Origin of the sequence: Streptomyces sp. NPDC086519, from assembly GCF_040686075.1 — a bacterium.
Lineage (GTDB): Bacteria > Actinomycetota > Actinomycetes > Streptomycetales > Streptomycetaceae > Streptomyces > Streptomyces shenzhenensis.
In genome coordinates this window covers 1-25,769 of sequence record NZ_JBFBJL010000100.1, presented here as the reverse complement: position 1 = coordinate 25,769, position 25,769 = coordinate 1, and the positions used below count along the sequence as shown (strand labels likewise).

19 protein-coding genes are annotated in these 25,769 nt (G+C 71.4%); 9 read left to right on the top strand and 10 right to left on the bottom strand.

The features are described 5' to 3' along the window. Positions 1 to 176 precede the first annotated feature (176 nt). Positions 177 to 851 carry a GAP family protein gene (locus AB0P24_RS44840; RefSeq protein ID WP_365804722.1) on the bottom strand — a complete coding sequence of 225 codons (675 nt, stop codon included), beginning with the start codon at positions 849 to 851 and terminating at the stop codon, positions 177 to 179. A 297-nt stretch (positions 852 to 1,148) separates the two neighbouring features. On the opposite strand from AB0P24_RS44840, the gene AB0P24_RS44835 reads away from it, so the two are divergent. Then, entirely contained in the window at positions 1,149 to 1,304 is a 156-nt protein-coding gene (locus AB0P24_RS44835; protein WP_234543214.1) for a DUF6131 family protein, read from the top strand. A gap of 300 nt (positions 1,305 to 1,604) precedes the next feature. On the opposite strand, the gene AB0P24_RS44830 is transcribed toward AB0P24_RS44835, so the two are convergent. Beyond that, positions 1,605 to 2,339, bottom strand: a complete 735-nt coding sequence (locus tag AB0P24_RS44830; RefSeq protein WP_365804720.1) for a DUF4232 domain-containing protein — start codon at positions 2,337 to 2,339, stop codon at positions 1,605 to 1,607. 187 nt (positions 2,340 to 2,526) lie between these two features. On the opposite strand from AB0P24_RS44830, the gene AB0P24_RS44825 reads away from it, so the two are divergent. Further along, positions 2,527 to 3,867, top strand: coding sequence for a helix-turn-helix transcriptional regulator (locus AB0P24_RS44825; RefSeq protein ID WP_365804718.1), 1,341 nt, complete (start codon positions 2,527 to 2,529; stop codon positions 3,865 to 3,867). A 332-nt stretch (positions 3,868 to 4,199) separates the two neighbouring features. Next, on the top strand, positions 4,200 to 6,866 hold the full coding sequence (locus AB0P24_RS44820; protein ID WP_365804716.1) for a SpoIIE family protein phosphatase: 2,667 nt from the start codon (positions 4,200 to 4,202) through the stop codon (positions 6,864 to 6,866). A gap of 66 nt (positions 6,867 to 6,932) precedes the next feature. Here the strand turns inward: AB0P24_RS44820 and AB0P24_RS44815 are convergent, their stop codons facing one another. Together AB0P24_RS44815 and AB0P24_RS44810 are read right to left on the bottom strand one after the other, a co-directional pair. Then, positions 6,933 to 8,615, bottom strand: coding sequence for a SpoIIE family protein phosphatase (locus AB0P24_RS44815; protein WP_365804714.1), 1,683 nt, complete (start codon positions 8,613 to 8,615; stop codon positions 6,933 to 6,935). A 385-nt stretch (positions 8,616 to 9,000) separates the two neighbouring features. Continuing rightward, on the bottom strand, positions 9,001 to 10,326 hold the full coding sequence (locus AB0P24_RS44810) for a phosphatase PAP2 family protein (protein WP_365804712.1): 1,326 nt from the start codon (positions 10,324 to 10,326) through the stop codon (positions 9,001 to 9,003). Positions 10,327 to 10,599: 273 nt separating this feature from the next. Here AB0P24_RS44810 and AB0P24_RS44805 point away from each other — a divergent pair, with 273 nt between their 5' ends. Together AB0P24_RS44805 and AB0P24_RS44800 are read left to right on the top strand one after the other, a co-directional pair. After that, a complete protein-coding gene (locus AB0P24_RS44805; protein WP_365804710.1) occupies positions 10,600 to 11,946 on the top strand; it encodes a S53 family peptidase in 1,347 nt (448 codons plus the stop codon). Positions 11,947 to 12,423: 477 nt separating this feature from the next. Further along, positions 12,424 to 13,527 (top strand): substrate-binding domain-containing protein, encoded by a 1,104-nt coding sequence (locus tag AB0P24_RS44800; RefSeq protein ID WP_365804724.1) that lies wholly within the window; start codon positions 12,424 to 12,426, stop codon positions 13,525 to 13,527. Positions 13,528 to 13,591: 64 nt separating this feature from the next. Here the strand turns inward: AB0P24_RS44800 and AB0P24_RS44795 are convergent, their stop codons facing one another. After that, complete coding sequence (locus tag AB0P24_RS44795; protein WP_365804708.1) at positions 13,592 to 14,872, bottom strand: hypothetical protein; 1,281 nt, start codon at positions 14,870 to 14,872, stop codon at positions 13,592 to 13,594. 346 nt (positions 14,873 to 15,218) lie between these two features. Next, entirely contained in the window at positions 15,219 to 17,501 is a 2,283-nt protein-coding gene (locus AB0P24_RS44790) for a heterodisulfide reductase-related iron-sulfur binding cluster (RefSeq protein WP_365804706.1), read from the bottom strand. A 226-nt stretch (positions 17,502 to 17,727) separates the two neighbouring features. On the opposite strand from AB0P24_RS44790, the gene AB0P24_RS44785 reads away from it, so the two are divergent. The 3 genes from AB0P24_RS44785 to AB0P24_RS44775 all read left to right on the top strand — a co-directional run bounded on the left by AB0P24_RS44785 (position 17,728) and on the right by AB0P24_RS44775 (position 20,869). Beyond that, positions 17,728 to 18,930: an MraY family glycosyltransferase gene (locus tag AB0P24_RS44785; protein ID WP_365804705.1), complete on the top strand. Its 1,203-nt coding sequence runs from the start codon at positions 17,728 to 17,730 to the stop codon at positions 18,928 to 18,930. A gap of 242 nt (positions 18,931 to 19,172) precedes the next feature. Beyond that, entirely contained in the window at positions 19,173 to 19,931 is a 759-nt protein-coding gene (locus tag AB0P24_RS44780; RefSeq protein WP_365804703.1) for a methyltransferase domain-containing protein, read from the top strand. 137 nt (positions 19,932 to 20,068) lie between these two features. Continuing rightward, the gene (locus AB0P24_RS44775; protein ID WP_365804701.1) at positions 20,069 to 20,869 is read left to right on the top strand and encodes a phosphotransferase; all 801 of its coding nucleotides are present in this window, start codon (positions 20,069 to 20,071) and stop codon (positions 20,867 to 20,869) included. A gap of 16 nt (positions 20,870 to 20,885) precedes the next feature. Here AB0P24_RS44775 and AB0P24_RS44770 read toward each other — a convergent pair whose 3' ends face one another. Together AB0P24_RS44770 and AB0P24_RS44765 are read right to left on the bottom strand one after the other, a co-directional pair. After that, positions 20,886 to 21,686, bottom strand: coding sequence for a WecB/TagA/CpsF family glycosyltransferase (locus AB0P24_RS44770; protein WP_365804699.1), 801 nt, complete (start codon positions 21,684 to 21,686; stop codon positions 20,886 to 20,888). Positions 21,687 to 21,700: 14 nt separating this feature from the next. Then, positions 21,701 to 22,717 (bottom strand): glycosyltransferase family 4 protein, encoded by a 1,017-nt coding sequence (locus AB0P24_RS44765; protein ID WP_365804697.1) that lies wholly within the window; start codon positions 22,715 to 22,717, stop codon positions 21,701 to 21,703. Between the two features lie 277 nt (positions 22,718 to 22,994). Between AB0P24_RS44765 and AB0P24_RS44760 the strand changes: the two genes are divergently transcribed. Then, positions 22,995 to 24,392 carry an O-antigen ligase family protein gene (locus tag AB0P24_RS44760; protein WP_365804695.1) on the top strand — a complete coding sequence of 466 codons (1,398 nt, stop codon included), beginning with the start codon at positions 22,995 to 22,997 and terminating at the stop codon, positions 24,390 to 24,392. Positions 24,393 to 24,667: 275 nt separating this feature from the next. Here the strand turns inward: AB0P24_RS44760 and AB0P24_RS44755 are convergent, their stop codons facing one another. After that, the gene (locus AB0P24_RS44755) at positions 24,668 to 25,477 is read right to left on the bottom strand and encodes a methyltransferase domain-containing protein (RefSeq protein WP_365804693.1); all 810 of its coding nucleotides are present in this window, start codon (positions 25,475 to 25,477) and stop codon (positions 24,668 to 24,670) included. Further along, a partial coding sequence (locus AB0P24_RS44750; RefSeq protein WP_365804691.1) for a GDP-mannose 4,6-dehydratase occupies positions 25,474 to 25,769 on the bottom strand: 296 nt, incomplete at its 5' end. The genes AB0P24_RS44750 and AB0P24_RS44755, both read right to left, overlap by 4 nt.

Below are 25,769 nucleotides of genomic sequence, written 5' to 3'. Positions count from 1 at the left end.
CTGATCATCAGTGGCTGGACACTGGCCACGACGCTGTTCGCGGGAGTCACACGAATCCTGGTGCGACCTTGAGATGGCAGGTCTCTCTGCGGCTGACGCGCCAGTCACGAGATGACATCAAACCGTCGTCCTCAGTAGTGCGGCGACGGCCGCTCACCGACCGGGGGCGACGGTCGTCAGGCGAGGATGCCGATGCCGTCCCCGAGGAGTTTGAGGCCGAGCACGAAGAACAGGACGGCCATGACGGCGACGTTGTTCCGCGCGGCCCACTCCCGCCAGTCGGCGAGGATCGTCCTGGCACGTTCGCCCAGGGCCAGGTAGACGGCGAGGGGCGCGAGCACCCCGAGGGACGCGATGGCGACGAAGATCGCGAGTGCGCCGATCTGCTGCCCCAGGGGGATCCCGGCGGAGCTGATCGAGGCGGCCGCGGCGATGGTCAGGGGCGCGTTCTTGAGATTGCCCGCGGAGAGCAGCAGCCCCAGGCCGAGGATCTTGCCGGGGGTGAAGCGGTCGATCGCCGCCATCCACTTCGGGAGCTGCGCCTGGGAGGCGTCCTTGGGGCGGCGCCGCCACTGACGGGCGCCGAACAGGGCGAGGAGTGCGCCCAGCGCGAGTTTGAGGGCGCCGACCCAGGTGGCGGGCTGCTTGTGGACCGAGGCGCCGCCTGTTCCGCCCACGGCCAGCATGATCGCGCCGAGCGCCGCGAGCCCCAGGACCCAGCCGAGGGCGAACAGGGGTCCGCCCAGGCGCCCCTGCGGGGTGGTCAGGATGAGGATGATCGCCACGATCGGCAGCGGGCTGACCGCGACGCCGGCGGCCAGGCCCAGCACATCACCGACGGCGTGTCCCACTGCGGCCTCCGGGGGAGATGACGCGGCGTGCCCGGCCCTGGTGGGGGCACAGCCCTCTGCGCCATCGTGGCGCCCACCGCCCCGACCGGCCATCGGCGGCCGGTGAACGGGTGAGCCGGCACCGCCCTCGGCGCCGATGCGAACGGCACCATGGACGACAGCGCGTTCGCCGGCCGCGATCAGCTGGTGACCGCCGAGGGCAGGCCGTGACCGTGCCGGTGGGCCGGGCATGGCCTCGCCGCTTCGGGGAACCCGGCAACCGAAGGGAAGTCGTGGGACGCGGTAGGAGGTACGGTCATGATCGCCCTCGGCATCATCCTGCTCATCGTCGGATTCCTCACGGGCATATCGATCCTGTGGACGCTGGGCATCATCCTGGTCGTGATCGGGGCCGTCTTCTGGATCCTGGGATCCATGGGACACGCGGTCGCCGGCCGACGCCATTACTGGTGAGCGTGACGCGCTGCATCACGTCGTGAGTGTGAAGTACTTCCAGGGGCCGTGTGTCGTCGCGTTCCCGCTGTCGCGCGGGCCGCTGACGTAGGAGTCGCGGCCCCGGAAGCGGTAGCCGGTGTGGGCGCGGTGCCCGTGAGCGTGACGACGGACCTGCCCGCGGAGTCGAGCCGACGAGGACCGGCAGCGAGCGATCGCCGGACTCGTCGGCTTCAGCCTGCCGCTGGTCCCCGTCCCGGACCGCCCCTTCGCCGGCGATCTCGGCGTCAGCCCCGCCCCCTGCCAACGGGCGCTCGGGCCTCACCAGTCGAGGGCGTCGTCCATCGACTGCTGCCAGTACGTGACCTTGAGCGAGTCGTCGACGTAGACGCCCTTCGCGGGCAGCGACGGGTGCGCACCGGTGCCGACGCTCTCGTTGCCTGAGCGGCCGTGGAAGTAGACGGTCAACGAGTCGACGGTGTGGCCGTTCGTGCCGCTGCCGTCGGTGGCGGACAGGCTCACCGAGGCGTAGCCGGACTCGCCCGGCGCGAGTGTGACGACCGCCTGCGGCTGCGAGTCCTCGATGACCGGGGGCACGGCCTGGGCCTCGCCGAAGCGGACGGCCGGGTAGGAGTAGAGGTAGCAGGTCCTGCTGCCGGTGTTGGTCACCGTGAGGAGCATGTGGTTCACGGGCCGGTTCAGCGGGGCCGCGACCGTCCTGGTGTTGGACCCCTCGCAGGTGACCGGCCTGCCCGCGGCGGCGGACGCCTTCGCCTTCGGCGCGGAGGCGGCGGCACTGCCCTTCGCCTTGGGCGCGGAGGTGGCGGCACCGGCCTCCGGGGCGCCCGGGGAGCTCAGGGAGTCCGCGGAGGAGGCGCTGGAGCGGGAGGGCGCCGCGGGGGAAGCCGGGGAGTGCGTGGCCGGGGTGCCGGCCGCCGCGACGCTCTCGGCGTGGACGCCCGTGCCGTCGTCGCACGCGGTCAGGGACAACGCGGCGAGTACGACGGTCGAGGCGGCGCCGACGAGACGGGTGCGGGAGGTGCGGAGGATGGACATGTGGCCGTGCCCCTTCGGTGTTCGGGTGGCGGTGGTGATTGGATGACCGAAGCCTGCGCGGCGGTCTGTCCCAACCGCCAGGCACAGCGGGCAGTTGGGGACACTGGAACGCAGAAACAGGCTCTGACCGGGGAGAACGCGGGGGCCCTGGAACGCGGGACTGGAACGCGAGGGGATGGGGGAACGGGTGTCAGGGGCAACAGGGGCGGACGCGACGGAGGCGTTCGCGCTGCTGCTGCGCGAGCTCAAGGACCGCTCGGGACTCAGCTACGGGGCGCTTGCCAAGCGGCTGCACATGAGTACGTCGACACTGCACCGCTACTGCAACGGCACCGCGGTGCCCCTCGAGTACGCACCGGTGGAGCGCCTCGCACGGGTCTGCCGGGCGACGCCGCCGGAGCTGGTGGAACTGCACCGGCGCTGGATCCTGGCGGACGCGGCACGAGGGAGCCGGGGGGAGACGGGCCCGGCGGACACCGTCGGTACGGCGGATCCGGGACCGTCGGCACCTCAGGAACGGGACGACGGCGAGGGCGGGCTCGGTGGCGAGGACGACCGCGAGGGCGGTGAGCCCGTCGTCGTCGACGTCGACGGGCCGCGCGAGCCCGCGCCACGTCGGCGCCGTACCGTGCTGATCGCCTCCGCCGCCGCGGTCGCCGTGCTCGGGGCCGCCGTGCTCGCCGTGCGGCTGCCGCTCGGCGACGCGGGTGACCAGCAGGCGGCCGGTGCCGCCTCCGCCGCCACGATCACCGGCACGGCGGGCGCCGGGCACCCGTCCGCCGCCCCGAGCCCGCGTTCCAAGGGGCACCGGCCGTCCGCGTCGGCCTCCGCCGCCCCCACCGAGTCCGCGTCGGCCGGGTCGGGGAGCGCGGAGGCCGACGGCAAACGGGCGGGCGGCGCGCAGGGCGCCGACGGCGGCACCACCGGCGGCGCCGTCCCGCTCACCGTTCACACCCGCCCCTACGTCTACGACAACCCGTGCAGCCAGCACTTCCTCGTCGACAGCGAACCGGCGCAGGTCGGCCCGCCGGCGAGCGAGCAGGACGCCCCGCGCTGGGCCGCGGCGTACGGGGCGGTGTCCTCGGGCGAACAGGAGGTCGCCCTGACCGTCCAGGGCACCGGTGAGGAGACCGTCGTCCTGGAGGCGCTGCACGTACGCGTCCTCAGCAAGGGCGCGCCGCTCGCCTGGAACGACTACTCGATGGGCGTCGGCTGCGGCGGGGGCGTCGGTACCAAGTCGTTCGGCATCGACCTCGACGACGGCAGCCCCACAGTCACCGTCCAGAACGGCCAGCGCGACTTCCCGTACAAGGTCAGCGAGTCCGACCCGGAGGTCTTCTACGTCTTCGCCCGCACCAAGGCCCACGACGTCCGCTGGGATCTCACCCTGGACTGGTCCAGCGGGAGCCGCCGCGGCACGGTCCGCGTCGACAACGCCGGCACCGCGTTCCGCACCAGCGCCGACGCGGGCCGCCCGGGCTACGACTACCCGCTGGGCGGCGGCGAGTGGATCGAACGGGACGGCTGACGGGACTCGGCGGCGCCGCGGCTGCCCCGCGCCGGCTCAGCGGGGGATCATCACCGCGTCCGGGGTGACGTCGGAGCGTGCTGACGTGCTGCCGGAGACCGCGGAGACCGCGGAGACCGCGGAGACCGCGGAGACCGCCGTGGTGCCGGTGCGCCAGGTGTGCGGCCCGAGCTTCCCGGCACCCGCGCCGTCCCGGGCTCCGCCGCCCGCGCACGTCTCGTACGCGGGCGGGCGCGGAGCGCGCCGATGTCGTGGGCCGATGCGCCGCGGGTCCGCTTCGGGCCGCTCCAGGGGGTGATGGAGATGTGCAGGTTTGGTGTTATATGAGCCGTATGCATCATATGCTCCGGCAGATGCGCTCCCGGTACGGGATCCGCGGCGTCGCCGGCCAGATGTTCCTTCAGCAGGTCGGAGTCGTCCTGGTGCTGGTGGCGACGGCGGTCGCCGCCCTTCTCCTGCAGTCGCGGGCCGACGCCGAGCGGGACGCCCGGAACCGCACGCAGGCCGTGGCCGCCGCCGTCGCCTCGGACCCCACCGTGCGACAGGCGCTGGCCGGTCCCCGTCCCAGCGCCGCGCTCCAGCGGCCGGCCGAGGAGACCCGCAGACGCTCGCACGTGGACTTCATCGTGGTGATGAGTCCTGCGGGCATCCGCTACACCCATCCGGACCCGGCCCAGATCGGCCGCCACTACATCGGCACCATCGCGGGGGCGCAGCACGGCCGCACCGTCACCGAGACGACGACCGGGACCCTCGGCCCCTCCGTCCGGACCGTCGTGCCCGTGACCACCCCCGACGGCAGGGTCGTCGGACTGGTCTCCGCGGGCATCACCCTGCGCCGGGTCGGCCTGGCGGCCGCCCGGCAGGTGCCGCTCGTCCTCGCCGGCACCGGGCTGGCGCTGGCGGCCGCCACCGGCGGCACGGCACTCGTCGGCCGGCGTCTGGACCGCCAGACGCGCGGTCTGGGGCCGGTGCAGATCACGCGCATGTACGAGCATCACGACACCGTTCTGCACTCGGTGCGCGAAGGCGTCCTGATCGTCGACGCGCAGGGCCGGCTGCTGCTGGCCAACGACGAGGCGCGGCGTCTGCTGGGGCTCGCGGCGGACGGGGACGGCCGGCCCGTCACGGAGCTGCGCCTCGACGCGCGCGCCGAGGACCTCCTCGTGTCGGGCCGGGCGACCACGGACGAGGTGGTCGAGGTCGGCGACCGGCTGCTGGCCGTCAGCCAGCGCCCCATGGACGGCCCGTCCGGACCGGGAGGCTCGGTCCTCACCCTGCGGGACACCACCGAACTCACCGCGCTGACCGGCCGGATCGAGGCGGTCCAGGAACGGCTCAGGCTGCTGTACGAGGCCGGACTGCGCATCGGCACCACCCTCGACGTGACACGCACCGCCGAAGAACTCGCGGAGTTCGCCGTGCCCAGGTTCGCCGACCACGTCACCGTCGACCTGGCCGACACCGTGCTCGGCGGCGAGGAACCGGACGAGGCGGCCGCGGCCCGGTTGCGCCGGGTCGCCGTGTACGGCGTCCAGGAGGGCGCTCCGCTCTACCCGGTCGGTCAGCTCATCCACTTCGACCCCTTCACCCCGCAGGCCGAGGGCTTCGGTTCCGGGCGCATGGTGCTGGAGGCCGACCTGGCGGCCTTCTCCGGCTGGCAGGGCCAGGACCCCGAACGGGCACGGCAACTGGTGGCCTACGGCATCCACTCCATGATCGCCGCTCCGCTGCGGGCCCGCGGCGCGATCCTCGGCGTGGCCACCTTCTGGCGCTCCGAGGACCCGGCCTCCTTCACCGCGGAGGACCTCTCGCTCGCGGAGGAGCTGGTCGCCCGCGCGGCGACCAGCATCGACAACGCGCGCTGCTTCACGCGGGAGCGCACCATGGCGGTCACGCTGCAGCGCAGCCTGCTGCCGCACGCCCTGCCGGAGCAGAACGCGGTCGACGTGGCACACCGCTACCTTCCGGCGGGGGCGGGGCTCGGCGGCGTCGGCGGCGACTGGTTCGACGTGATACCGCTGCCCGGAGCGCGGGTGGCCATCGTGGTCGGCGACGTCGTGGGGCACGGCCTGCACGCCGCCGCCACCATGGGCCAACTGCGCACCGCCGTACTCAACTTCTCGGCGCTCGACCTGCCGCCCGACGAACTCCTGTGGCATCTGGACGAGTTGGTGACCCGCATCGACCAGGACCGGGACGGCGACCGCGGCACCCGCACGCTCACGGGCGCCACCTGCCTGTACGTGATCTACGACCCGGTGTCACGGGTGTGCACCATGGCCAGGGCGGGCCACCTGGAACCCGTCATCGTGCCGCCGGACGGCGACGCCCGGCTGGCCGGCGTGCCGGCCGGCCCGCCGCTGGGACTGGGCGGGATGCCGTACGAGACGAGCGAGGTGCTGCTCCCCGAGGGCAGCGGCATCGTGCTCTACACCGACGGCCTGATCGAGGACCGGCGCGAGGACATCGACGAGGGCATCGAGCGCCTGCGCCGGGCCCTCGCGGTGGCGGGGCGCACGCCGGACCAGATGTGCCAGGCGGCCATGGACGCCATGGTGTCCGGGGCCTCCCGGGACGACGTGGCCCTGGTCGTCGCCCGCACCCGGACGCTGGACGACCGGCACACCGCGTCCTGGACCGTGCCGTCCGATCCCGCGGCCGTCGCCGGTGTCCGGGCCGCCGCCACCGGCCTGCTGGCGGGCTGGGGCCTGAAGGAGGAGGCGTTCACCCTGGAGCTGATCCTGAGCGAACTGGTCACCAACGCCATCCGGCACGCGACGGGCCCTGTCGGGGTACGCCTGATCCACGACCGCAGCCTCATCTGCGAGGTCTCCGACGGCTCCACCGTCTCCCCGCACCTGCGCCGGGCCACCACCATGGACGAAGGCGGCCGCGGGCTCTTCCTGGTGGCGCAGTTCGCCGACCGCTGGGGGACCCGCTACACCTCCGCCGGCAAGGTCATCTGGACCGAGCAGTGGCTCGGCGGACAGCTGTGAACCGGCACCGGGCGGCGCGTACCGCCCGACGACGCGCCCCGCGCTGTCACGCCGGCCGGGCGGCCGCTACCGGGGCGTGTGCCGTACGGCCAGGAGCGCCACGTCGTCGTCGTTGTCCCGGGAGCGGGCGCGGGCCAGCAGCTGGTCCGCGAAGGACTCCAGGGGGCGCTCGGCCAGGGACGCGGCATGGCGGCGCAGCCGGTTCATGCCCGCGTCCAGGCCGTGGCGGGGGGACTCCACGAGGCCGTCGGTGTAGAAGAGCAGGGTCGCCCCAGGCGGCACTTCCGCCGTCGCGTCGGGACGCACGCGGCCGGGCGTGACGCCCAGCAGGATGCCGTGGCCGTCGGTCAGGTACCGGGCCACGCCCGCCCGGGTGACCAGCAGCGGGGGCGGGTGGCCGGCGTTGGTCCAGCACAGCTCGCACCGGCCGGCGGCGTCCTCCGCGAGGCGGGCGAAGACCAGCGTGGCCGTGGAGACTTCCGCGATGTCCCCGGTCGCCTGGTCGAGCCACTCCACGATCTTGCTGGGCGGCTTGCGCTGGGACAGGGCGTACGCGCGGAGCATGTTGCGCAACTGGGCCATGCCGGCCGCCGCGTCCAGGTCGTGGCCGACGACGTCGCCGATGGCGAGCGCCAGGGCACCGTCCGGCAGGATGAACGCGTCGTACCAGTCGCCGCCGACCTGGGAGGCGTCCGGAGCGGGCAGGTAGCGGGCGGTCATCCGGCGGCCGGGCGTGAGCGGGAGCTTGGGCAGCAGATGGCGCTGCATGGTCTCGGCGACCTTGCGCTGGCGCTGGAAGAGGCGGGCGTTCTCCAGGGCGAGGCTGGCCCGGCGGGCGATGTCCTCCAGCAGCGCGACCTCGGTCGCGGTGAACCGCTCCGGCTGGTCGGCACGGCCCAGGGTGAGGGCGCCCAGCACCTCGTGCACGCTGCGCAGCGGGACCACGACCGCCGCGTGCATGCCGGTCACCTCGAACAGGTGCCGCTGCTCCTCCGCGATGCCGGAGTCGGGCGGCCCCTGGTAGGTCTCCGGGCCGGCGAGGGAGGACGCGACGCCGCGCAGTGCCCGGGACAGCGGCATCGGCGACTCCTGCGGCACCGGCGGCATGGGCCCCTGGAGGTCCTCCCGGAACACCACCGTGCCGCCCTCGGCATGGGCGACGGCGAAGCGCCACACCTCGCCCCGCTCGTGGAGCAGGTCGATGACGGCCCAGTCGGCGAGGCGGGGCACCACGAGGTGGATCAGCCGGCGCAGCGCCTCGTGGATGTCCAGGGTGGAGGTGAGCAGGGTCGTCGTCTCGGCGAGCAGCGCGAGCCGTTCCAGTTCGGAGAGCCGCCCGCCGGCCGGGGGCCGCTGGGAGGGGCGCCCGGAGCGGCCGGAGGAGTGGAAGAGGACGAGCGTGGCCGACGGGCTGAGGCCGATGTCGCAGGGGGTGGCCAGCCACGCCACCGGCAGCAGCGTCCCGTCGCCGCGCTCCAGCCACACGTCGCCGCCCTGTTCGGTGCGGCCGGCGAGGATGCCGGCCCGGATCCGGCACTGGGCCCTCGGCACGGGTTCCCCGCAGCTGTTGCGGTGCAGCAGGTCATGGGCGTCCTGGCCGATCAGCTCCGAGGCGGGCCGGGCCAGCAGCTGTTCGCCGCGCGCGTTGACGGCGACGATCGTGCCCTGCTCGTCCGCCAGGTACGCGCCCGCGCCGAGCGCGTCCAGCGCCCTGGCGACCGCCTCCCGGGCGCCACCCGGATCCGCCATGGCCCGCCTCCCCTCGCCGGAGAAATCGCCTCGACCACCGCTGCCCGCCGAGTTCCCCCCGGGCGCCGCGGTGATGCCCGCGAGCGGCAAGGGCCGAGGCCGGACCGGGCGTGTTCGGTCCGGCCGGGTCCGGCGCCGCTCGCCTGCGCGTGCGACGGCAGCAGGCGCCGTCACCAGGCGAGGGCAGCAGGCGCCGCCAGGGGCCCCGGCGGCGGCCGCCGGCAGGGGGCGCCCACAGCGGCCGCCGACCGCCTGTGCCCGCTTCCGGCGCCGGAAGCGGCCACGGCCCGCCCTGGCGCCGTCAGCAGGCGCAGCCACCTTGCCCCGGCAGCGGGCGCCGGCAGGGGGCGCCCACAGCGGGCGCCCGCAGTGGGCCCCGGCCGCCTCAGACCAGTTCGGGCTGCGGTGCCGGGAAGCGCGACGGCGGCCCGGTGTGTGGTTCCCAGCGGGTGACGGTCCGTACGTAGGCGTAGACCACCGAGGCGGTCGCCAGCACGAGCAGCGGTCCGGACAGCCAGGGGTGCGTGGCCATCTCCAGCGGCAGCCAGCGGTAGGACATCAGGAGCGCGGCGAAGACCGCCGTACCGTGGGCGACCAGCCGGATGCCCGAGCGCTCCCAGCCGCGGTCGTGCGCGCGCAGGGCCGCCTCCACCGTGAGCGCGAACACCCCGCCGGCGAGGAGGTCCGCGCCGTAGTGGTAGCCGAAGCCCAGCGTCGCGGTGAGCGTGGCGACCAGCCAGAACGCGCCGGCCCAGCGCAGCGCCCGGGGGCCCCTGCGCGAGTGCACGAAGATCGTGGTGGCCCATGCCGTGTGCAGGCTGGGCATGCAGTTGCGCGGGGTGAACCCGTCGTACCGGACGCGGTGCGGTGCGGTGACCGGCGGCCTGGTGTGCGGCCACAGGTCGGCCACCGGCCAGTGTCCGCCGTGCGGCGGCCGCTCCGGCCAGAGGCTGACCGATGCCCAGTGCTCGGCGCCGGTGCCGTAGGCGAAGACCGGTCCGACCACCGGGAAGATCATGTAGACGGCCGGTCCTAGCAGGCCGATCACCAGGAAGGTGCGCACCAGATGGTGGCGCGGGAAGCGGCGCTCGGCCGCCACGCCGCGCAGCTGGTACAGCGCGACGGCGACCGCGGCCACGGCGAGCTGGCCGTAGACGACGTCGAGGACGTTGAAGCCGATCGGGCCGGTGGCCGTGACGATCCGGCCGACCAGCCACGACGGGTTGCCCAGGGCGTGGTCGGCGGTGGCCACGTACGGGTCGAGCACCGTCGGGCGGGTCTTCGAGGTGATGAGCAGCCAGGTGTCGCCGGTCTTGCGGCCGGTCACCAGCAGCAGGCCCAGCCCGACGCCCTTCAGCAGCAGCACGCGTTCCGGGCCCGTGCGGCGCAGCACGGCGACGGCCGCGCAGCCGAGCAGCACCCACAGCGCGCCGTTGCCGAACGGCTGGCCGTGGGAGACCCCGGTACCCGACGCCCACCGGGCCGCCGCGAAGACGAGGTCGATGCCGACCGCGGCGGCGAGGGCGACGAACCGTTGCCGCCAGGTGAGCACCACCATCGTCAACGCCAGGCCGGCGTAGAGCAGAAAGCCGGATTTGGGGGCGCACACCAGCTCTCGTGCCTGGTTGGTGATCGGTCCCGGCAGACCGTAGTGGCGTGCGGCGACCTCCAGGACGACGAGGAACGCGAAGGCCGTGGCGGCGGCAGCCACGGCCCAGGGTCTCAGGGGTATGTTTCTCAAGGCTCGGCCGATTGCTAGAGGATGCGGGTGAGTTGGGGCCCTGTTCAAAGAGGGAAGACGGAAAGACCGCGACCCGGGTTCCGGCTTTGTGCTCGACAGCGGGACGTTAATGGTGGGACAACGCACGGTAAAGGGTTCGGCATCGTCGGTTCAACGTACTTGATCTGTGCATGACTTGTCCGGTGTGATGCGCGAAGACCACGTAGAGATCACTTCGTGAGACTTCGAACCACAGGGGGATCCATGCACATGGCCCGAACCGGGCGGGGCCTCGCGGCTGCCACGTCCGTGGCCGCACTCGCGGTCACCGCACTGGCGAACGCCGCCCCCGCCGCCGTACCGCACACCCTCGCGGTACCGGCCGTCGTCGGGCACACCCTGGCACATGATGTGAGCAGCCCGCTCTCCAACGCGCAGTGCCAGGCCAAGTGGCATATCAACTGCTACAACCCGCTCCAGTACCGCACCGCCTACGACCTGAACGCCCTCTACCGCAAGGGCGTCACGGGCAAGGGGCGCACCATCGTCATCGTCGACTCGTACGGCTCACCGACCGTGCAGCACGATCTCGACGTCTACAGCAAGCAGTTCGGGCTGCCCAGCACCAAGGTGAAGGTCGTCAAGTGGGGGCACGTGCCCGCCTTCGACCCCAAGAACTCCGACATGACCGGCTGGGCCGGCGAGACCACCCTGGACGTCGAGATGGCGCACGCGGTGGCGCCCGCCGCGAAGATCGTCGTGGTCGAGACGGCGGTCTCCGAGACCGAGGGCACCACCGGTCTGCCGGAGATGATGGACGCCGAGAAGTACCTGATCGACCACAACGTCGGCGACGTCATCAGCCAGAGCTTCGGCGCCACCGAGAACACCTTCCCCGGCTTCGCCAAGGGCGACTTCTCCAGCATCAAGAAGCTGCGGTACGCCTTCCAGGACGCCGACCGCAAGCACGTCACCGTGCTCGCCGCCTCCGGCGACGGCGGCGCCACCGACCTCCGGGCGGACGGCAAGACGTACTATGACAAGCGCGTCAACTCCTGGCCCTCCTCCGACCCGTTGGTCACCTCGATCGGCGGCACCCAGCTCCACCTGAACGACAAGGGCGACCGGGTCAAGCCGGACAGCGTCTACAACGACTACGGCTCCGGCGGTGGCGGCCAGTCCCACGTGTTCACCCGGCCGTCCTTCCAGAACGGTGTGAAGAGCAAGGTCGGCACCCGCCGCGGCACCCCCGACATCTCGATGTCCGCCGCGGTCGACGGCGGCGCCTGGATCTACTCCAGCTTCGACCCGACCGCCACCGGCTGGGACGTCAGCGGCGGCACCAGCGAGGCCACCCCGCTCTTCGCGGGCATCGTCGCCCTCGCCGACCAGGCGGCCGGCCACCGGCTGGGCAACATCCAGAAGCGGCTGTACGACCTCTACAGCCGCCACTCCAAGGGCACCGGCATCGTCGACGTCAACGACGGCACGGACAACAGCTACCAGGGCGTGACCGGCTACAAGGCGGTCAACGGCTACGACCTCGCCACCGGCGTCGGCACCGTGGACGCCCTCCGCTTCGTCCCGGCCCTCGCCCGGCAGAAGCCCTGACGCTCCCCGCACCACACGGACGACGGCCCGGGTCCCGCACCCGGGCCGTCGTCCGTCGGCGGTGTCGCCGGGCGGCAGGACCGTCCGGCCCGAGGCCGGACTCGGCGGCCCGGACGGGTGACGGCCGCCGGGGTCGCGGCAGCGAAGGCGGCGCGGAGAGCGAAGGGGCGGCGCGGACGGAGAGGTCCCGGACGGGGGCGGACCTCAGGCGACTCGCCGCCCCGCCGCGGCCGTTGCGCCGTCCCGTTCCGTCGACCGGCCCAACTCCCGCCGCACCGGCCTGACCTGGGCAGACGGCCCGGCGGTCCGGTACTGCGGGCCGACGTGCGAGACACGCTCCAACTGCCGTGATGTCCTGTCGTCTTGACGTACCCGGTCGCAGCGCGTTTGCTTCCCTTCGCATCATCGGTCGCGCATGACCCTCTCACCACCCGGAAGGCGCCTGATGTGATCGTTCCTACCCTCCGCAGGGTTCCCCTGGCCCGCCTCGCGACAACCCTGGCCGCCTCCGCGTCCGCCCTCACGCTCACCGCGTGCGGCGCCGTCGACGGCATCGGCGGCGACACCTCCGCGTCCCCGAAGAAGGGTGACGACATCACGGTGGGGCTGCTCCTGCCCGACAAGCAGACGGCCCGCTTCGAGGCCTTCGACCACCCCATCTTCGCGAAGGAGGTGGCCACCCTCACGCACGGCAAGGGCAAGGTCGACTACGCCAACGCCGAGTCGAGCGAGGACCGGCAGAAGCAGCAGTTCCAGGAGATGGTGTCCAAGAAGGTCGACATCATCGTGGTGGACGCGCTGGACGCCGCGGCCATCGCGCCGGAGGTCCGGAAGGCGAAGGGCGCGGGCATCCCCGTCATCGCCTACGACCGGCTCGCACAGGGCCCGATCGACGCCTACGTCTCGCACGACAACGAACTCGTCGGCGAGGTCCAGGGCCGCGCCATCGTCGAGGCACTCGGCAGCAAGGCCGCGACCAGCAAGATCGTCATGATGAACGGCGACCCCGCGGACCCCAACACCGCGAGTTTCAAGTCGGGCGCCCTCGCCGAGCTCAAGAACAAGGTCCGCATCGCCGAGGAGTACGACACCGACAAGTGGTCGCCCGCGGTCGCCGAGGCCAACATGAAGAAGGCCATCCGGGCCGTCGGACTGAACAACATCGCCGCCGTCTACTCGGCCAACGACGGCATGGCCGGCGCCGTCATCGACACGCTGAAGCAGGCGGGCGCCACCACGATCCCCCCGGTCACCGGACAGGACGCCAACCTGGACGCGGTACAGCGGGTCGTCTCGGGCGAGCAGTACATGACCGTGTACAAGTCGTTCCTGGAAGAGGCCACCGACGCCGCGCAGATGGCGGTGTACAAGGTCCAGGGCCGCGACATCCAGTACGACGCGCTGACCCAGGACAAGGTCGACAGCCCGACCGAGAAGGACATACCCGCCACGCTCGTGCCGGTGGTCGCCCTCACGAAGGACAACATCAAGGACACGGTGATCGCGGACGGCGTCTACACCGTCGCCGACATCTGCACCCCGAAGTACCGGTCGGCCTGCGCCGCGATCGGCCTGAGCTAGCCGGACCCGGCCGGGAAGGGGGCGGTCGGGCCACGGCGCCCCCGCCGCGCGGCTCTCCGGGTCCTCACGGCGTCGCGAGGAACTCCACCACGGCCAGCACGAACAGCAGGCACAGGGCGATGCCCACCACCACCCAGCCGGTGGGGTACGACCACAGCAGGTAGACCAGCACCGCCGCGGCCACCAGGACCCAGGTGATCCAGGTGCGGTACCGGCGTACGAAGGGGCCGACCGGTCCGGTGCGCAGGCCGGCGTGGTCGGCGGTGCCGCGGGTCGCCGCGATCCCGGACGTCCACAGGCGCCGGACCAGCCCGGCGTACCGGCCGGGTCCGCTGACCCAGGCGGCCAGGGCGACGACGACGGCCAGCGCCACGACCACGCGCACGCCGGTGCGCAGGAACCGGGTCAGCGCGTCGTAGACGGCGGCCGCCGCGCCCGGGGAGACGCCCGCGGGCAGCCGGTCCAGGTAGAACACGCGGAACACGTCCAGCCCGATGCCGAGCAGCCCGGTGGCGACGGCGACCGCCAGGCACCCGGTCACCAGGGCCCGGCGCCGCCGTACCGCGAGCAGCACCCCGGCGGCGACCAGCAGCACGGCCAGCACGGGCAGCCAGTTCCCGGCGAGCTGGAGCAGCCGTACGTAGGTCTTGACCTTGCCGACCTGGTCGGACCTGAGCAGGGTGAAGTCGGTGTGCACGGCGGGGATGTGCTTGGCGGCGGTCAGTCCGGCGTCGACGAGGCGCTGCTTGACCTGGTCCACGAGGGGGCCGATGTCGAGGGTGACCGAGTCGCCGCCCAGCTGCACCGAGCCGCCGCCGCTGCCGGTGAGGGCCTTGTCGAGGCTGCTGTGGACCCGGCGGTTGGCGTCGGTCCAGACGGTCCGGAACGCGTCGGACGCGGCGACCTTGCGGGCCATGTCGTGGACGAAGCTGCGGACGGCCCCTTCGAGCGCGCCGCCGAGTGCGCCGCCCAGCGCCTGCTGTAGACGCGGCCGGTCCGCCGGGGCCACGTCGGCGAGCAGGGCGGGCAGGTCGAGGTGGCTCATGAGGGCGTCGGTGGCCCGGTTGGCCACGGCGTTCTGCACGTCGGGGTCCGAGGCCAGCGGGGCGACCGTGCTGACGTAGCGGTCGGTGTCGCCCACCTGGTCGGCCGCCCACGAGGCGACCACGGCGAGCGGGGCGAGCAGGCAGCCGACGAGGATCAGGACGACGGCGAGGAGACTCCGGACGCGGTGCCGGGGCGGCCGGGCCCGTGCGCTCTCCAGGGCCGCGACCCGGGCCCGCAGCTCCCGGACGTCGTCGGACCGGCTCTCCTCGCCGTCCGCGTGCGCGCCGTCCTCCGTCACCCGTGCCTCCCGCTCGATCCGGCCCACCTCAAGCCGAACCGCCAGGGAGCACGCGCGCCAGCAGGAGGGGGCCGTCCGGGTCATCGACGCGGCGCGCCGGACAGGACGCAACGCCTCCGGCCCGCCGCCGGAAGAGACGGGACGCCCCGGCCCGATGCCGGAAGGGACGGGACGTCCTGGCCCGATGCCGGAAGGGACGGGACGCCCCGCCCCGATGCCGGAAGAGACGGCACGCCCCGCCCCGATGCCGGAAGAGACGGCACGCCCCGCCCCGCCGCCGGAAAAGACGGAACGCCCCCGGCCCGCACAGGGCCGGGGGCGTCCCGTCGCGAACGCGGTACCCGGGTTACTTCACCGGCTCCGGCTCCGGCGCGCTCTCCTGCTCCGCCTCGCCCGCCGGGTCCACCGGGGTCCTGACCGAGTCGAGGAGCAGCTGGGCGACGTCCACCACCTGGATGGACTCCTTGGCCTTGCCGTCGTTCTTCTTGCCGTTGACGGAGTCGGTCAGCATGACGAGGCAGAAGGGGCAGGCGGTGGAGACGATGTCGGGGTTGAGGGAGAGGGCTTCGTCGACGCGCTCGTTGTTGATGCGTTTGCCGATCCGCTCCTCCATCCACATCCGCGCGCCACCGGCGCCACAGCAGAAGCCGCGCTCCTTGTGGCGGTGCATCTCCTCGTTCCTGAGGCCCGGGACCTTGCCGATGATCTCGCGCGGCGGCGTGTAGATCTTGTTGTGGCGGCCCAGGTAGCAGGGGTCGTGGTAGGTGATGATGCCCTCGACCGGGGTGACCGGGACCAGCTTGCCCTCGTCGACCAGGTGCTGGAGCAGCTGGGTGTGGTGGATGACCTCGTAGTCGCCGCCGAGCTGCGGGTACTCGTTGCCGATGGTGTTGAGGCAGTGCGGGCAGGTGGCGACGATCTTCTTCGCCGACTTCGGCTTGCGGGACTCCTCGGTCACCTTGCCGTCGTCGTCCAGCTCCTCGCCGAACGCGGTGTTCAGCGCCATGACGTTCTCCATGCCGAGCTCCTGGAACAGGGGCTCGTTGCCGAGGCGGCGGGCGGAGTCGCCGGTGCACTTCTCGTCACCGCCCATGATCGCGAACTTGACGCCCGCGATGTGCAGCAGCTCGGCGAAGGCCTTCGTGGTCTTCTTGGCGCGGTCCTCCAGGGAGCCGGCGCAGCCGACCCAGTACAGGTACTCGACCTCGGTGAGGTCCTCGATGTCCTTGCCGACGACCGGGACCTCGAAGTCGACCTCCTTGAGCCACTCCAGGCGCTGCTTCTTCGCCAGGCCCCAGGGGTTGCCCTTCTTCTCCAGGTTCTTGAGCATCGTGCCCGCCTCGGACGGGAACGCGGACTCGATCATCACCTGGTAGCGGCGCATGTCGACGATGTGGTCGACGTGCTCGATGTCGACGGGGCACTGCTCGACGCAGGCGCCGCAGGTGGTGCACGACCACAGTACGTCCGGGTCGATGACGCCGTTCTCGTCGGCGGTGCCGATCAGCGGGCGCTCGGCCTCCGCGAGGGCGGCGGCGGGGACGGCCTTGAGGGCCTCCTCGCTTGCCTTCTCCTCGCCCTCGGCGTTCTTGCCGCCACCCGCCAGCAGGTAGGGCGCCTTGGCGTGCGCGTGGTCGCGCAGGGACATGATCAGCAGCTTGGGGGAGAGCGGCTTGCCGGTGTTCCAGGCGGGGCACTGCGACTGGCAGCGGCCGCACTCGGTGCAGGTGGAGAAGTCCAGCAGGCCCTTCCAGGAGAAGTGCTCGATCTGGGAGACGCCGAAGACGTCGTCCTCACCGGGGTCGGTGAAGTCGATCGGCTTGCCGCCGGAGGTCATGGGCAGCAGGGCGCCGAGCGAGGTCTCACCGGTCGCGTTCCGCTTGAACCAGATGTTCGGGAAGGCCAGGAAGCGGTGCCAGGCGACGCCCATGTCGGTCTTCAGGGCGACCACGATCATCCAGATGAAGGAGGTCGCGATCTTCAGACCGGCGAAGAAGTAGGTGAGGTTCTGGAGCGTGCTGACGTCCATGCCCCGGAACCAGGACACCACCGGGTACGAGATGAAGAAGGAGGCCTCGTAGGAGTCCACGTGGTGCTGGGCGCCCTCCAGCGCGTGCAGCGTGAAGATGCAGACGCCGACGATCAGGATGACCGTCTCGACGAAGTACGCCTGGCCGAAGTTGGAGCCGGCGAACCGGGACTTGCGGCCCGGCCGGCTCGGCTTGCTCAGCTGGCGGATGGCGATCAGCACGAGGATGCCGAGCACCGTCATGGTGCCGATGAACTCGACGAAGACGTTGTACGGCGCCCAGTCACCGATGACCGGCAGGATCCAGTCGGCCTGGAACAGCTGGCCGATGGCGTTGACGATCGTCAGGAGAAGGGAGAAGAAGCCGACCGCGACGAACCAGTGCGCCACGCCCACGATGCCCCAGCGGTTCATCCGGGTGTGGCCGAGGAACTCCCTGACCACCGTGACGGTCCGCTGGACGGGCTCGTCGGTACGGGTGCCGGCGGGCACGTTCTGGCCGAGCCGCGTGAAGTTGTAGATCTGCAGGATGGCGCGGGCGAACAACGCCACGCCGACCACGATCAGAACCAGCGACACGATGATCGCGGCGAGTTGCATGGGGGCTCCTCGGGCCTGCGAGGGGTCTCTTCGGGTCTCCGTACAGAGAGTGCCCGAAATTACTAAGCGGTAACTTATGCAGTCGGTTCGAGACTACCCGCATCTTTACTCGCACTGTAGCCAGGTGCGGGGTGATCTGGGTCGCTGAGGGGTGCCTGTGCGGTACGCCCGGAAGCTGATCGTGTTATTCGTACATAATGGTTACATTTCAGTCTAATTTGGACCCGTGCTCTACGGGATCGTCGCCGCCACCACCGCCTTCCTGCTCGCCGCCTTCCTCGCCGCGTTGATCCGGCCGTGTGCCCTGCGGCTCGGCCTCGTCGACCGGCGGCGGACGCGGCGGGTGCCCGCGCTGGGCGGCCTCGCCGTGGCCGGCGCCACCTGCGTGGTCGCCTTCGCCGGCGACTGGACCGGCGTCGCGCCGCTCGGCACCGGCGTCGGCAAGCTGCTGGCCGCCGGGGGAGCGGTGGCGCTGCTCGGGGTGGTCGCCGACGTGTGGCGGCTCAAGACGCGGTTCCTGCTGTTCGGTACGGCGGTGGCGGCCGCCTGCGTCGTGCCGTACGGCGAGTTCGGGACGGCGGGCGGGCTGCTCGGCGCCGGGTGGATCGCCTTCGTCGCCGTCGCCTTCAAGGGGCTCGACCACGCGGACGGACTGGCCGGGACCGTCGGGGTGGTGACCGCCTTCGGGGCCGGGGCCTGTGCCGCCGCCGAGGTGATGGACGGGCTCGCCGCGCTGCTGAGCGTGCTCGCGGCCGCGCTCACCGGGTTCCTGATGCACAACTGGGCTCCCGCGCGGATCGCCCTCGGCGCCACCGGTTCGCTGTTCACCGGGTTCGTGCTGGCCGCGGCCGCGCTGGTCACCCGGACCGGGTACGACCCCGCCGCCAGTGCGGGCGTGCTCTTCGCGCTCACCGCCGTCGCGAGCGCCGACGTGCTGCTCGTCGTGCTGTCGCGGGTGCTCGCCGGGCGGCCGGTGCTGCGGCGCGGCCCCGACCATCTGGCGCACCGGCTGCGGCGCCTCGGGCTCACCTCGCAGGGGGCGACCGTCGTCCTCGGTGCCGCGTCCTTCGCGGGGGTGCTTCCCGCGGTGCTCGTGCACACCGGCTGGACCGGTCCCGCGGCCGTCGCCTGGGCCGTCGGCGTCACCCTGGTGGTCGTGCTGGGACTGCTCGGGGTCCCGGTGTACGGCCCGCGGCGTCCGACGGGTGCGCACACCATCGGGAGGCAGACCGTCGGACGGCAGACCGACGTTCCCACGGGCCGGAGGCAGACCGGCGTGCACGTCTCCGGGCGGCACGGCCAGTTGTCGGAAACCATGCGCCGGGCCGATCACCACAGCCCCCGCCGTCCCCCCGAATACTCCGCGCCGCATCCCCGGCAACCCGCATACGTGCGCATCAGCGCGCCCGCGCGGGTGAGGAACGGGTGAAGCCCGAGCTGGCGGAATCACCATGGGGGCGCGGTCGGGTGTCGATCCGGACCATGACGGCATTCCTCCCGGCCCGCGCGGCGATTTCCGTACGAGCGCGGGGCAACGGGGAACCGGCGGCCATGCAGGTGACCTTGCTGGCCTGCTTTCCCGGACCGGCGACGGAGCCGACCTAGGGTGATGCGGCAGACCGCGTTGAGGCACCACAGTGCGCGCTGATCGACAAGAACGGGAATGCTTGCATGATGCGTTCGGGCTGGAGCGACTACGGAACCCGGTTCGTCGACGAGAAGAGCGTGGACGCGTACGCTCGCCTGTACGACGAAGGCACTTATGACGAATACGTCTGGTCCCTTGAGCGCCCCGCTCTCGTCGAGTTGCTGCGGCAGGAACGCGACCGGCGAGGGCGCCTGCGGTTGCTGGACTTCGCCTGTGGTACCGGCCGCATTCTTGCCGCCGTGGACGGCGTGGCGGACGAACTCACGGGCGTGGACATCTCGGCCGAGATGGCGCGGCGCGCCGCCGGCGCAAGCCCCAGGGCGGACATCAAGGTCGGCTGTGTGCTGAGCGAGGACCTGTTGTCCGGGCCCTACGAAGCCGTCACCATCTTCCGTTTCTTCGTGAACGCGCCCCAGGAAATGCGGCTCCCGATCCTGCGTAAAATCAGACAGCACATGGAACCGGGCGCCCTGCTGGTGTTCAACAACCACGGCCACTGCCCGAGCCTGCGTTCGCTCGCCGTTCGCGTGCCGAGACCAAGACCGCAACATCCCAACGAATTGCGGCACCGGGACATTGTCCGGCTGCTGGGTGAGTCCGGCTTCCGGATCGAGCAGCGATGTGGCTTCTCCCTGTTTCCGTCGGTTCTGCACCGTCATATTCCTGGATCTGTCCTGCGCAGAGCCGATACCGCTGCTTCTTCGCCCCGTCTTCGGCGGATCCCGGAGAAGGTGATGATCGAACAGTTGTACGTGGCCCGAGCCCTGGGTGGACCGTGCTGAGTGCTGCCCGCGAGTGGCGGCGCGGACTGCTGCGCGCCGGCCCGCTGGGGCGACGCGTCGAACTGCGGACGACGGGCGGCCGCAACGGCGCGGCGGCGGCCCGCGTCATCGACCGGCCGTCACGGGCGATGGGCCGGGTGGCGTCCTTTCTCGATCAGTTCGTGGTGCGCGCGAACGTGGGCCCGCGGTCGGCCGATCCGCTGGCGGCGGTGGAGCCGTCGTTGCGGAGGTTTCTGAACGAGGCGGACGGCGCCGCCTGCATGCACTCGTCCATGCCCGGGCGGTCGATCGCGGCTCTGGTCGCCGGAGAGAGTCCGCGTTACGTGCTCAAGATCGGGCGGTCCGACGACCGTCCTCTCCGTAATGAAGCCGAGTTCCTCAAGGGGACAGCCGGGATGGGGCTTTCTTTCCAGGTCCCGGAACTGGCGTATGCGGATTCTGCGGGCGGTCACTATGTGGTGGTGACTCACGCGTGGCGCCATGCGCGGCTCGCGGGGATGCTGACACGGGACGAGCTCTTGGGAATCACCGAAGACCTCGCCACGGCGGCACCCGGCGGCGGATGTCTCGTCCATGGTGACCTGGCGCCGTGGAACGTCCTGAGGACCCCTGAGGGCATCGGCGTCATCGACTGGGAGACGGCGACGTTCGCGGACCAGCCCCTGCGGGATCTGATCCATTACCTGGTACAGGCGGGTGCGATTCTCCGGTGGACCGACGCGGCGGCCGTGGCCCGGGAGCTGACCCACCCTCGGGGGCTGGTCTGCGAACTCGCCAGTCGACTCGGCCTCGCCCGGTCGCAGGCGGACGAGGCGGTACACGCCTACTTCACCAGCCTCCGGCCGGTGACCGTCAGGCAGGTGCAGCGCTTTCAGGACGAGGTCGCGGCCGCAGCGGGGGTGCTTCCAGAACGCTCCGGACAGGGCTGCGACGGGTGACCTGCCGGGAGCGCAGTCAGCCGGCTTCCGGCCTCAGCCTGCGGACCCCGTGCATCAGCACCAGCATGACGAACCGCGCGTTGCCCACCGCATACCGCAGGAACATGCGCCGCGGCTCCTGAACCAACCGGTGAAACCACTCCAGTCCGGCGCGGCGCATCCACCGCGGTGCTCTGCTGCGGATTCCCGCCACCACGTCGAAGGACCCGCCGACCCCGACCGTCAGGGCGCAGTCGAGATCCCTTTGATGCCGGGACAGGAAGTACTCCTTGGCCGGGCTGGGAACGGCCAGGAAGAGAATGTCCGGCCGTGCCTCACGGACGGTGGCCACCACCTGCGCCTCCTGCGGCTCGCTCCAGTACCCGTTCCGGTACCCGACGACCTCCACGCCCTGGTCGGCGGCGATGCGTGCCGTCCTCTCCACCACCGCCTGCTCGGCGCCGAGCAAGTAGACGCGGTATCCGTTGCGCGCGGCGCTGCGCCACAGCGCGAGTATGAAGTCGATTCCGGCCACTCGCTCGGGCATCGGTTGACCGAGGAGCCGCCCTGCCCAGACGACGGACTGGCCGTCTGCGTTGACGAGTGAGCAGTCCCGGATGATCCGCGCCAGGCCGGGATCGTCATGGGCCTGGACGACCTTCGCCGCGTTCAGCACCACGTGCTGGTGCGGTCCGCCATCCGCGATCAGACGCTCCGCGACGGAGACCGACTGTTCGAGCGTGAGCGGATGGACCGGCAGTCCGCACACCGTCACCGGCGGACACCACGCTGACACCCTTGTCGCGTCCTCGTCCGTCACCTCGGGCTCACGCACCATGCACCTCCGTTCCGTCATGGTTTCCGCTGCAATCCTGCTTCCTGCCAGAACCGCATGAACGTCCGTTCCACGCACTCCGGTTCATAGTGTGTCCGCAGCTCCTTCCATGCCTTCTGCTGGCGGTTGCGAATTCCTTCCAGATCGCGCACGCACGTGGTGAGGAAGGCGGCTACTGAGACTTCCGTGGCCTCGACCGGTTCCACGCACCCCCGCTCCAAGAGCTCCGCTGACCCGGGAGACGGGCGCGCCGCCACGACGGAACCCGCCTGAAGCGCTTCGAGCAGTACGAAAGGAAGCCCTTCGACCCAACGGGCCGGAAGGACGAACACGTCCACCTGGGACCAGAAGGACATGACCTCCGTGGGGTCGAGGAGCCCGAGGTCCTCGTCCACGTACCCCATCTCCGCGACGGGTACGTCGAGGCGTAGACCCGCCACGCGGAGCCCGACGTCGAGTCCTTGCCTCTTCAGCCTGCCGACCGCGTTGCAGACGAGGTCGAAGCCCTTGGCCCGGGTGATCGTGCCGAGCCAGCCGACGCGCAGCACGCGCGAGGGGCCGCCTTCCGCCGCGGGCGACACCATCGGCGGTGCGGGATTGCGCAGTACCGTGACCGAAGCCGTACGGCAGCCACTCGCCACCAGTTGCGCCGCGACCGCCTCACTGAGGACCATCCAGTGGGCTCCTGCCAGTAGCGTCCGCAGCATCCGGTTCGCGGCGAGCCTCGCGGGCAGTTGCGCGCCGTGGAGATGCAGGACCACGGTGCACCGGACCGCTCTGGCGATACCGATCAGGACGGTGTCGCGCACCAGATGCAGGCCCCACTGCGAGACCGGCAGGTAGACCGCTCGCTGGGTGCGCCGGACCAGCAGGTACGCGCCGCCGCCCAGGGCCGCCGCGGTGGCGCGTACCTTGGCCGGCCAGGAAGCCTCGAACCTCTCCGACGCGCCCCGGTCCGCCGAGAGCGAGATGACCGCCGACACGTGGCAGTTGCTCGTCAGCAGAGGCGTGAAGAACTCGGCCGCTCGGCCCATACCGCCGAGACGTGCACTGTGCCGGAAGACCAGGACGGCCGGACGGGCAGGGCGTCGCAGAAACCTCGGACGGATGAGAAACATTCCGCACGCCTCGGAGTATGTGATGGGGGGATTTCGGAGTCCAGATGGAATTATGGGAAGGCAACCGAACCACTTGGCCGTTACGGAATGCCAGTGTGACACGTCTCGATCCGCATTATTCATACGGTATTCGCGGTCGGGGTGCGGGAGTGTTCACTGATCCGAAGACTCTGACAAAGAAAGCGCCATCGGTGTGACCTCTGAGATTCCGCTGTTTCTTTCCGTCTGTGCCGCGGTATGCGTTGTTTCGAGCGTCCTGCTCGCCCTGTGTATTCGTGGGTCGGGCTGGCTGCTCTGGGCTTCCTGCCTCGCTCCGCTCTTTCTGCTGAGCAAGGGATATGCGACGGTAGGCTTTTCCCCGGTCTACCTCATGGACATTCTGGCTTTCTCCGCTCTGCTCGTGACTGTGCACATGTGGGGCCCCCGGATGTTCTCCGAGCCCCGGTTGCGCTGGTTCCGGGCCGTCGCCATGGGCCTTGCGGTCGCGGCGGCTCAGGCGGTGTACCGCGGGATCCAGGCGGGGTATCCCGATCCCCTCAAGGGTGGGATCCTCGGGCTCTACCCCCTCGTCGGCTGGTTCGCCGCGACCTGGTTCCTCACTCGGCCCCTCGAAGAAGCCCTCCGCTGGCGGTGGGCGTTGTACGTGCCGACCTTCGGTGTCCTTCTGGCGTGGGCCGTGCACACCCCGTTGATCGCCGCCGCGTCAGGCCTCTACCTGGCGATCGCGGGCGCGTTCGGGGTTCAGATGCGGTACCGGGGAAGCCGGTCGCTGCTCCTGTGGACACTTACCGGGACCGCTCTGCTCACCGCCCTGACGAGTAAGCGGGGTCCCCTCCTGGCCGTGGTCGCGGCTGTCGCCGCGACCACCGTCGCGGGCGCACCGGGTCGGCGACGTCCCGTGCGCTGGCCGGTCATCTCGTGGACTGTGGTGACTCTCGGAGTGATCGGCCTGCTGTCCTTCTCCCTCTCCGGCCGGAACTTGTCCGACATGCCCGTGGTCGGGGGGGTGACGGCTCGGCTGTCCAGTTCGGCGGATGCGCACACCGAAGCCGGCGCCAACGTGGGATTGCGTCTGGAAATGTGGCGGGAGGCCCTTCACGGGGCGTGGCAGGAGCCGTTCCTCGGGGTCGGAGCGGGACACCCCATGGAACTGGTGCAATACAGCCTGGCGCCGAGTGCCGCGAAATCCGGGCCGCACAACTCCTTCATCGGATACGTCTACTACCTCGGCTGGCCGGCCGGACTCGGCTTGATGCTGCTCGTCGCGGCGGCCCTGTGCCGGACCTGGCGGGCCCGCCGGCACCCGGTCGCCGCCTGCTGGTTCGGGGCAACCGTCGGTGTCTGCGTCACCGCCTCCACCAATGTCGCCTTTGAGACCACGTTCATCGGGCTGCCTTCCTGGCTGGTCCTCTCCTGCGCGTATGCCCGGGTCGGAGTGGTCCGGGGCCACGGGGGCGAGATCCGGGCCGGCACCGAGGATCCCGAGGGACCCGAGCGCGTCATCGCCCAGCGGGCCGCCGGCCCAAGCGGTGGGACAGACCGAAGCGCGGCCGGCAGTACCGGTCCGCCGACGGCCGGCCTCCCCGTGTGACACCCCGCTCGCTCGCCTCTTCGCGGCCGCCTGGAGAATCCGTTGCAGCAGCCAGAGATCCGAGAGTTCTGGTCCGCGCACCCCGCGGTGACCACGTCTTCGGCGCACCGGACTTCCCCTGTTCGAAGTGCGGCACGCGGAGAAGCGGTTCATGCACGCGCCGCCGCTGCCGGTTCACGGCATGACCGGCGAGCGGCTCCTGGGCCGGCACCTGTGGGTGCGTCTGACTCCCACGGGTGATCAGCGGCAGGCCTGTCCCGGTACCTGACGCGAAGTCAGGCCTGGAGCACCCTGTCACCGATGCGGCAGACCTGGCCGGCGAGAAGCCGGTGGTCCGGCATGACACGCGAACGCAGTCGGCGCCTGAGCAGCGCGTAGGAGATGCGGTGGAATCGCACGGAACGCGCGAAAGCCCCTCTGCGGAAATTCCGCTTCGTCAGCAGATGCAGGGTGCCGGCCGAGTGGTACGTCATGCCCAGGCGCTCGGCGAGGACGGGCATCGTCCGGGGGGCGTAGAAGGAGATGTGCTGGCCGGCTTCCGGCGCCAGGTACCACCACGACGGATCGGCGCTGAGGTCGTGCAGGTGCTGCGTGAAGACGAACGAGTGCGCGCCGGTGTCCCGTAGGCAGGTGTCGACGAAGGCGAGCGGATCGGTCACGTGCTCCATCACCTCGACGGCGGTGACCGCGGCGGCCGCCTCCGGCCGGCTGCCCTCCCACTCGAACCCCCGGGCGAACAGGTTCTCGCAGTGGGCGTCCTGCCAGTAGACGTCCAGGCCGACGTCGCGCAGCAACCGGACGAGCAGGCCGTATCCGGCGCCGTAGTCGACGTACGTGCCGGTGGAGCCGAACATGCGGACCAGCGCCGAGGCCAGCCGTGGATACAGGTGCAGGTTCCGTTGTACGACGCCGGTGTCGATGGCGGCGACGGCCTCCGAATAGGCCTCGTCCAGCCAGTGCGGCTCGTCGACGGACCAGTAGGCGCACGCATCGCACATGCGGTACGTGGCCTCGTGGCGTCCGAGCACGGTGGCACGGTGGGTGATGCGTGTGGTGCCGCCGCAGATCCTGCACGAGGCGGTCATGCGGTCACCGCGCTGCCGACGGCCGCAGCCGCCCGATGGGACGACTCGGGGATGGAGGAACGCAGAATCGAGTCGAGTTCGGCGTCGACCATGAGGCGGGCGAGTTCGGGGGCGTGGGTGGTGGGTTTCCAGCCGAGGACGCGTTCGGCCTTGGAGGCGTCCCCGACGAGGTCGTCGACTTCGGCGGGGCGGAGGTAGCGTTCGTCGAAGCGGATGTGGTCGCGGTAGTCGAGGCCGAGGTGGGCGAAGCAGTGTTCGGCGAAGTCGCGGACGCTGTGGCTGGTGCCGGTGG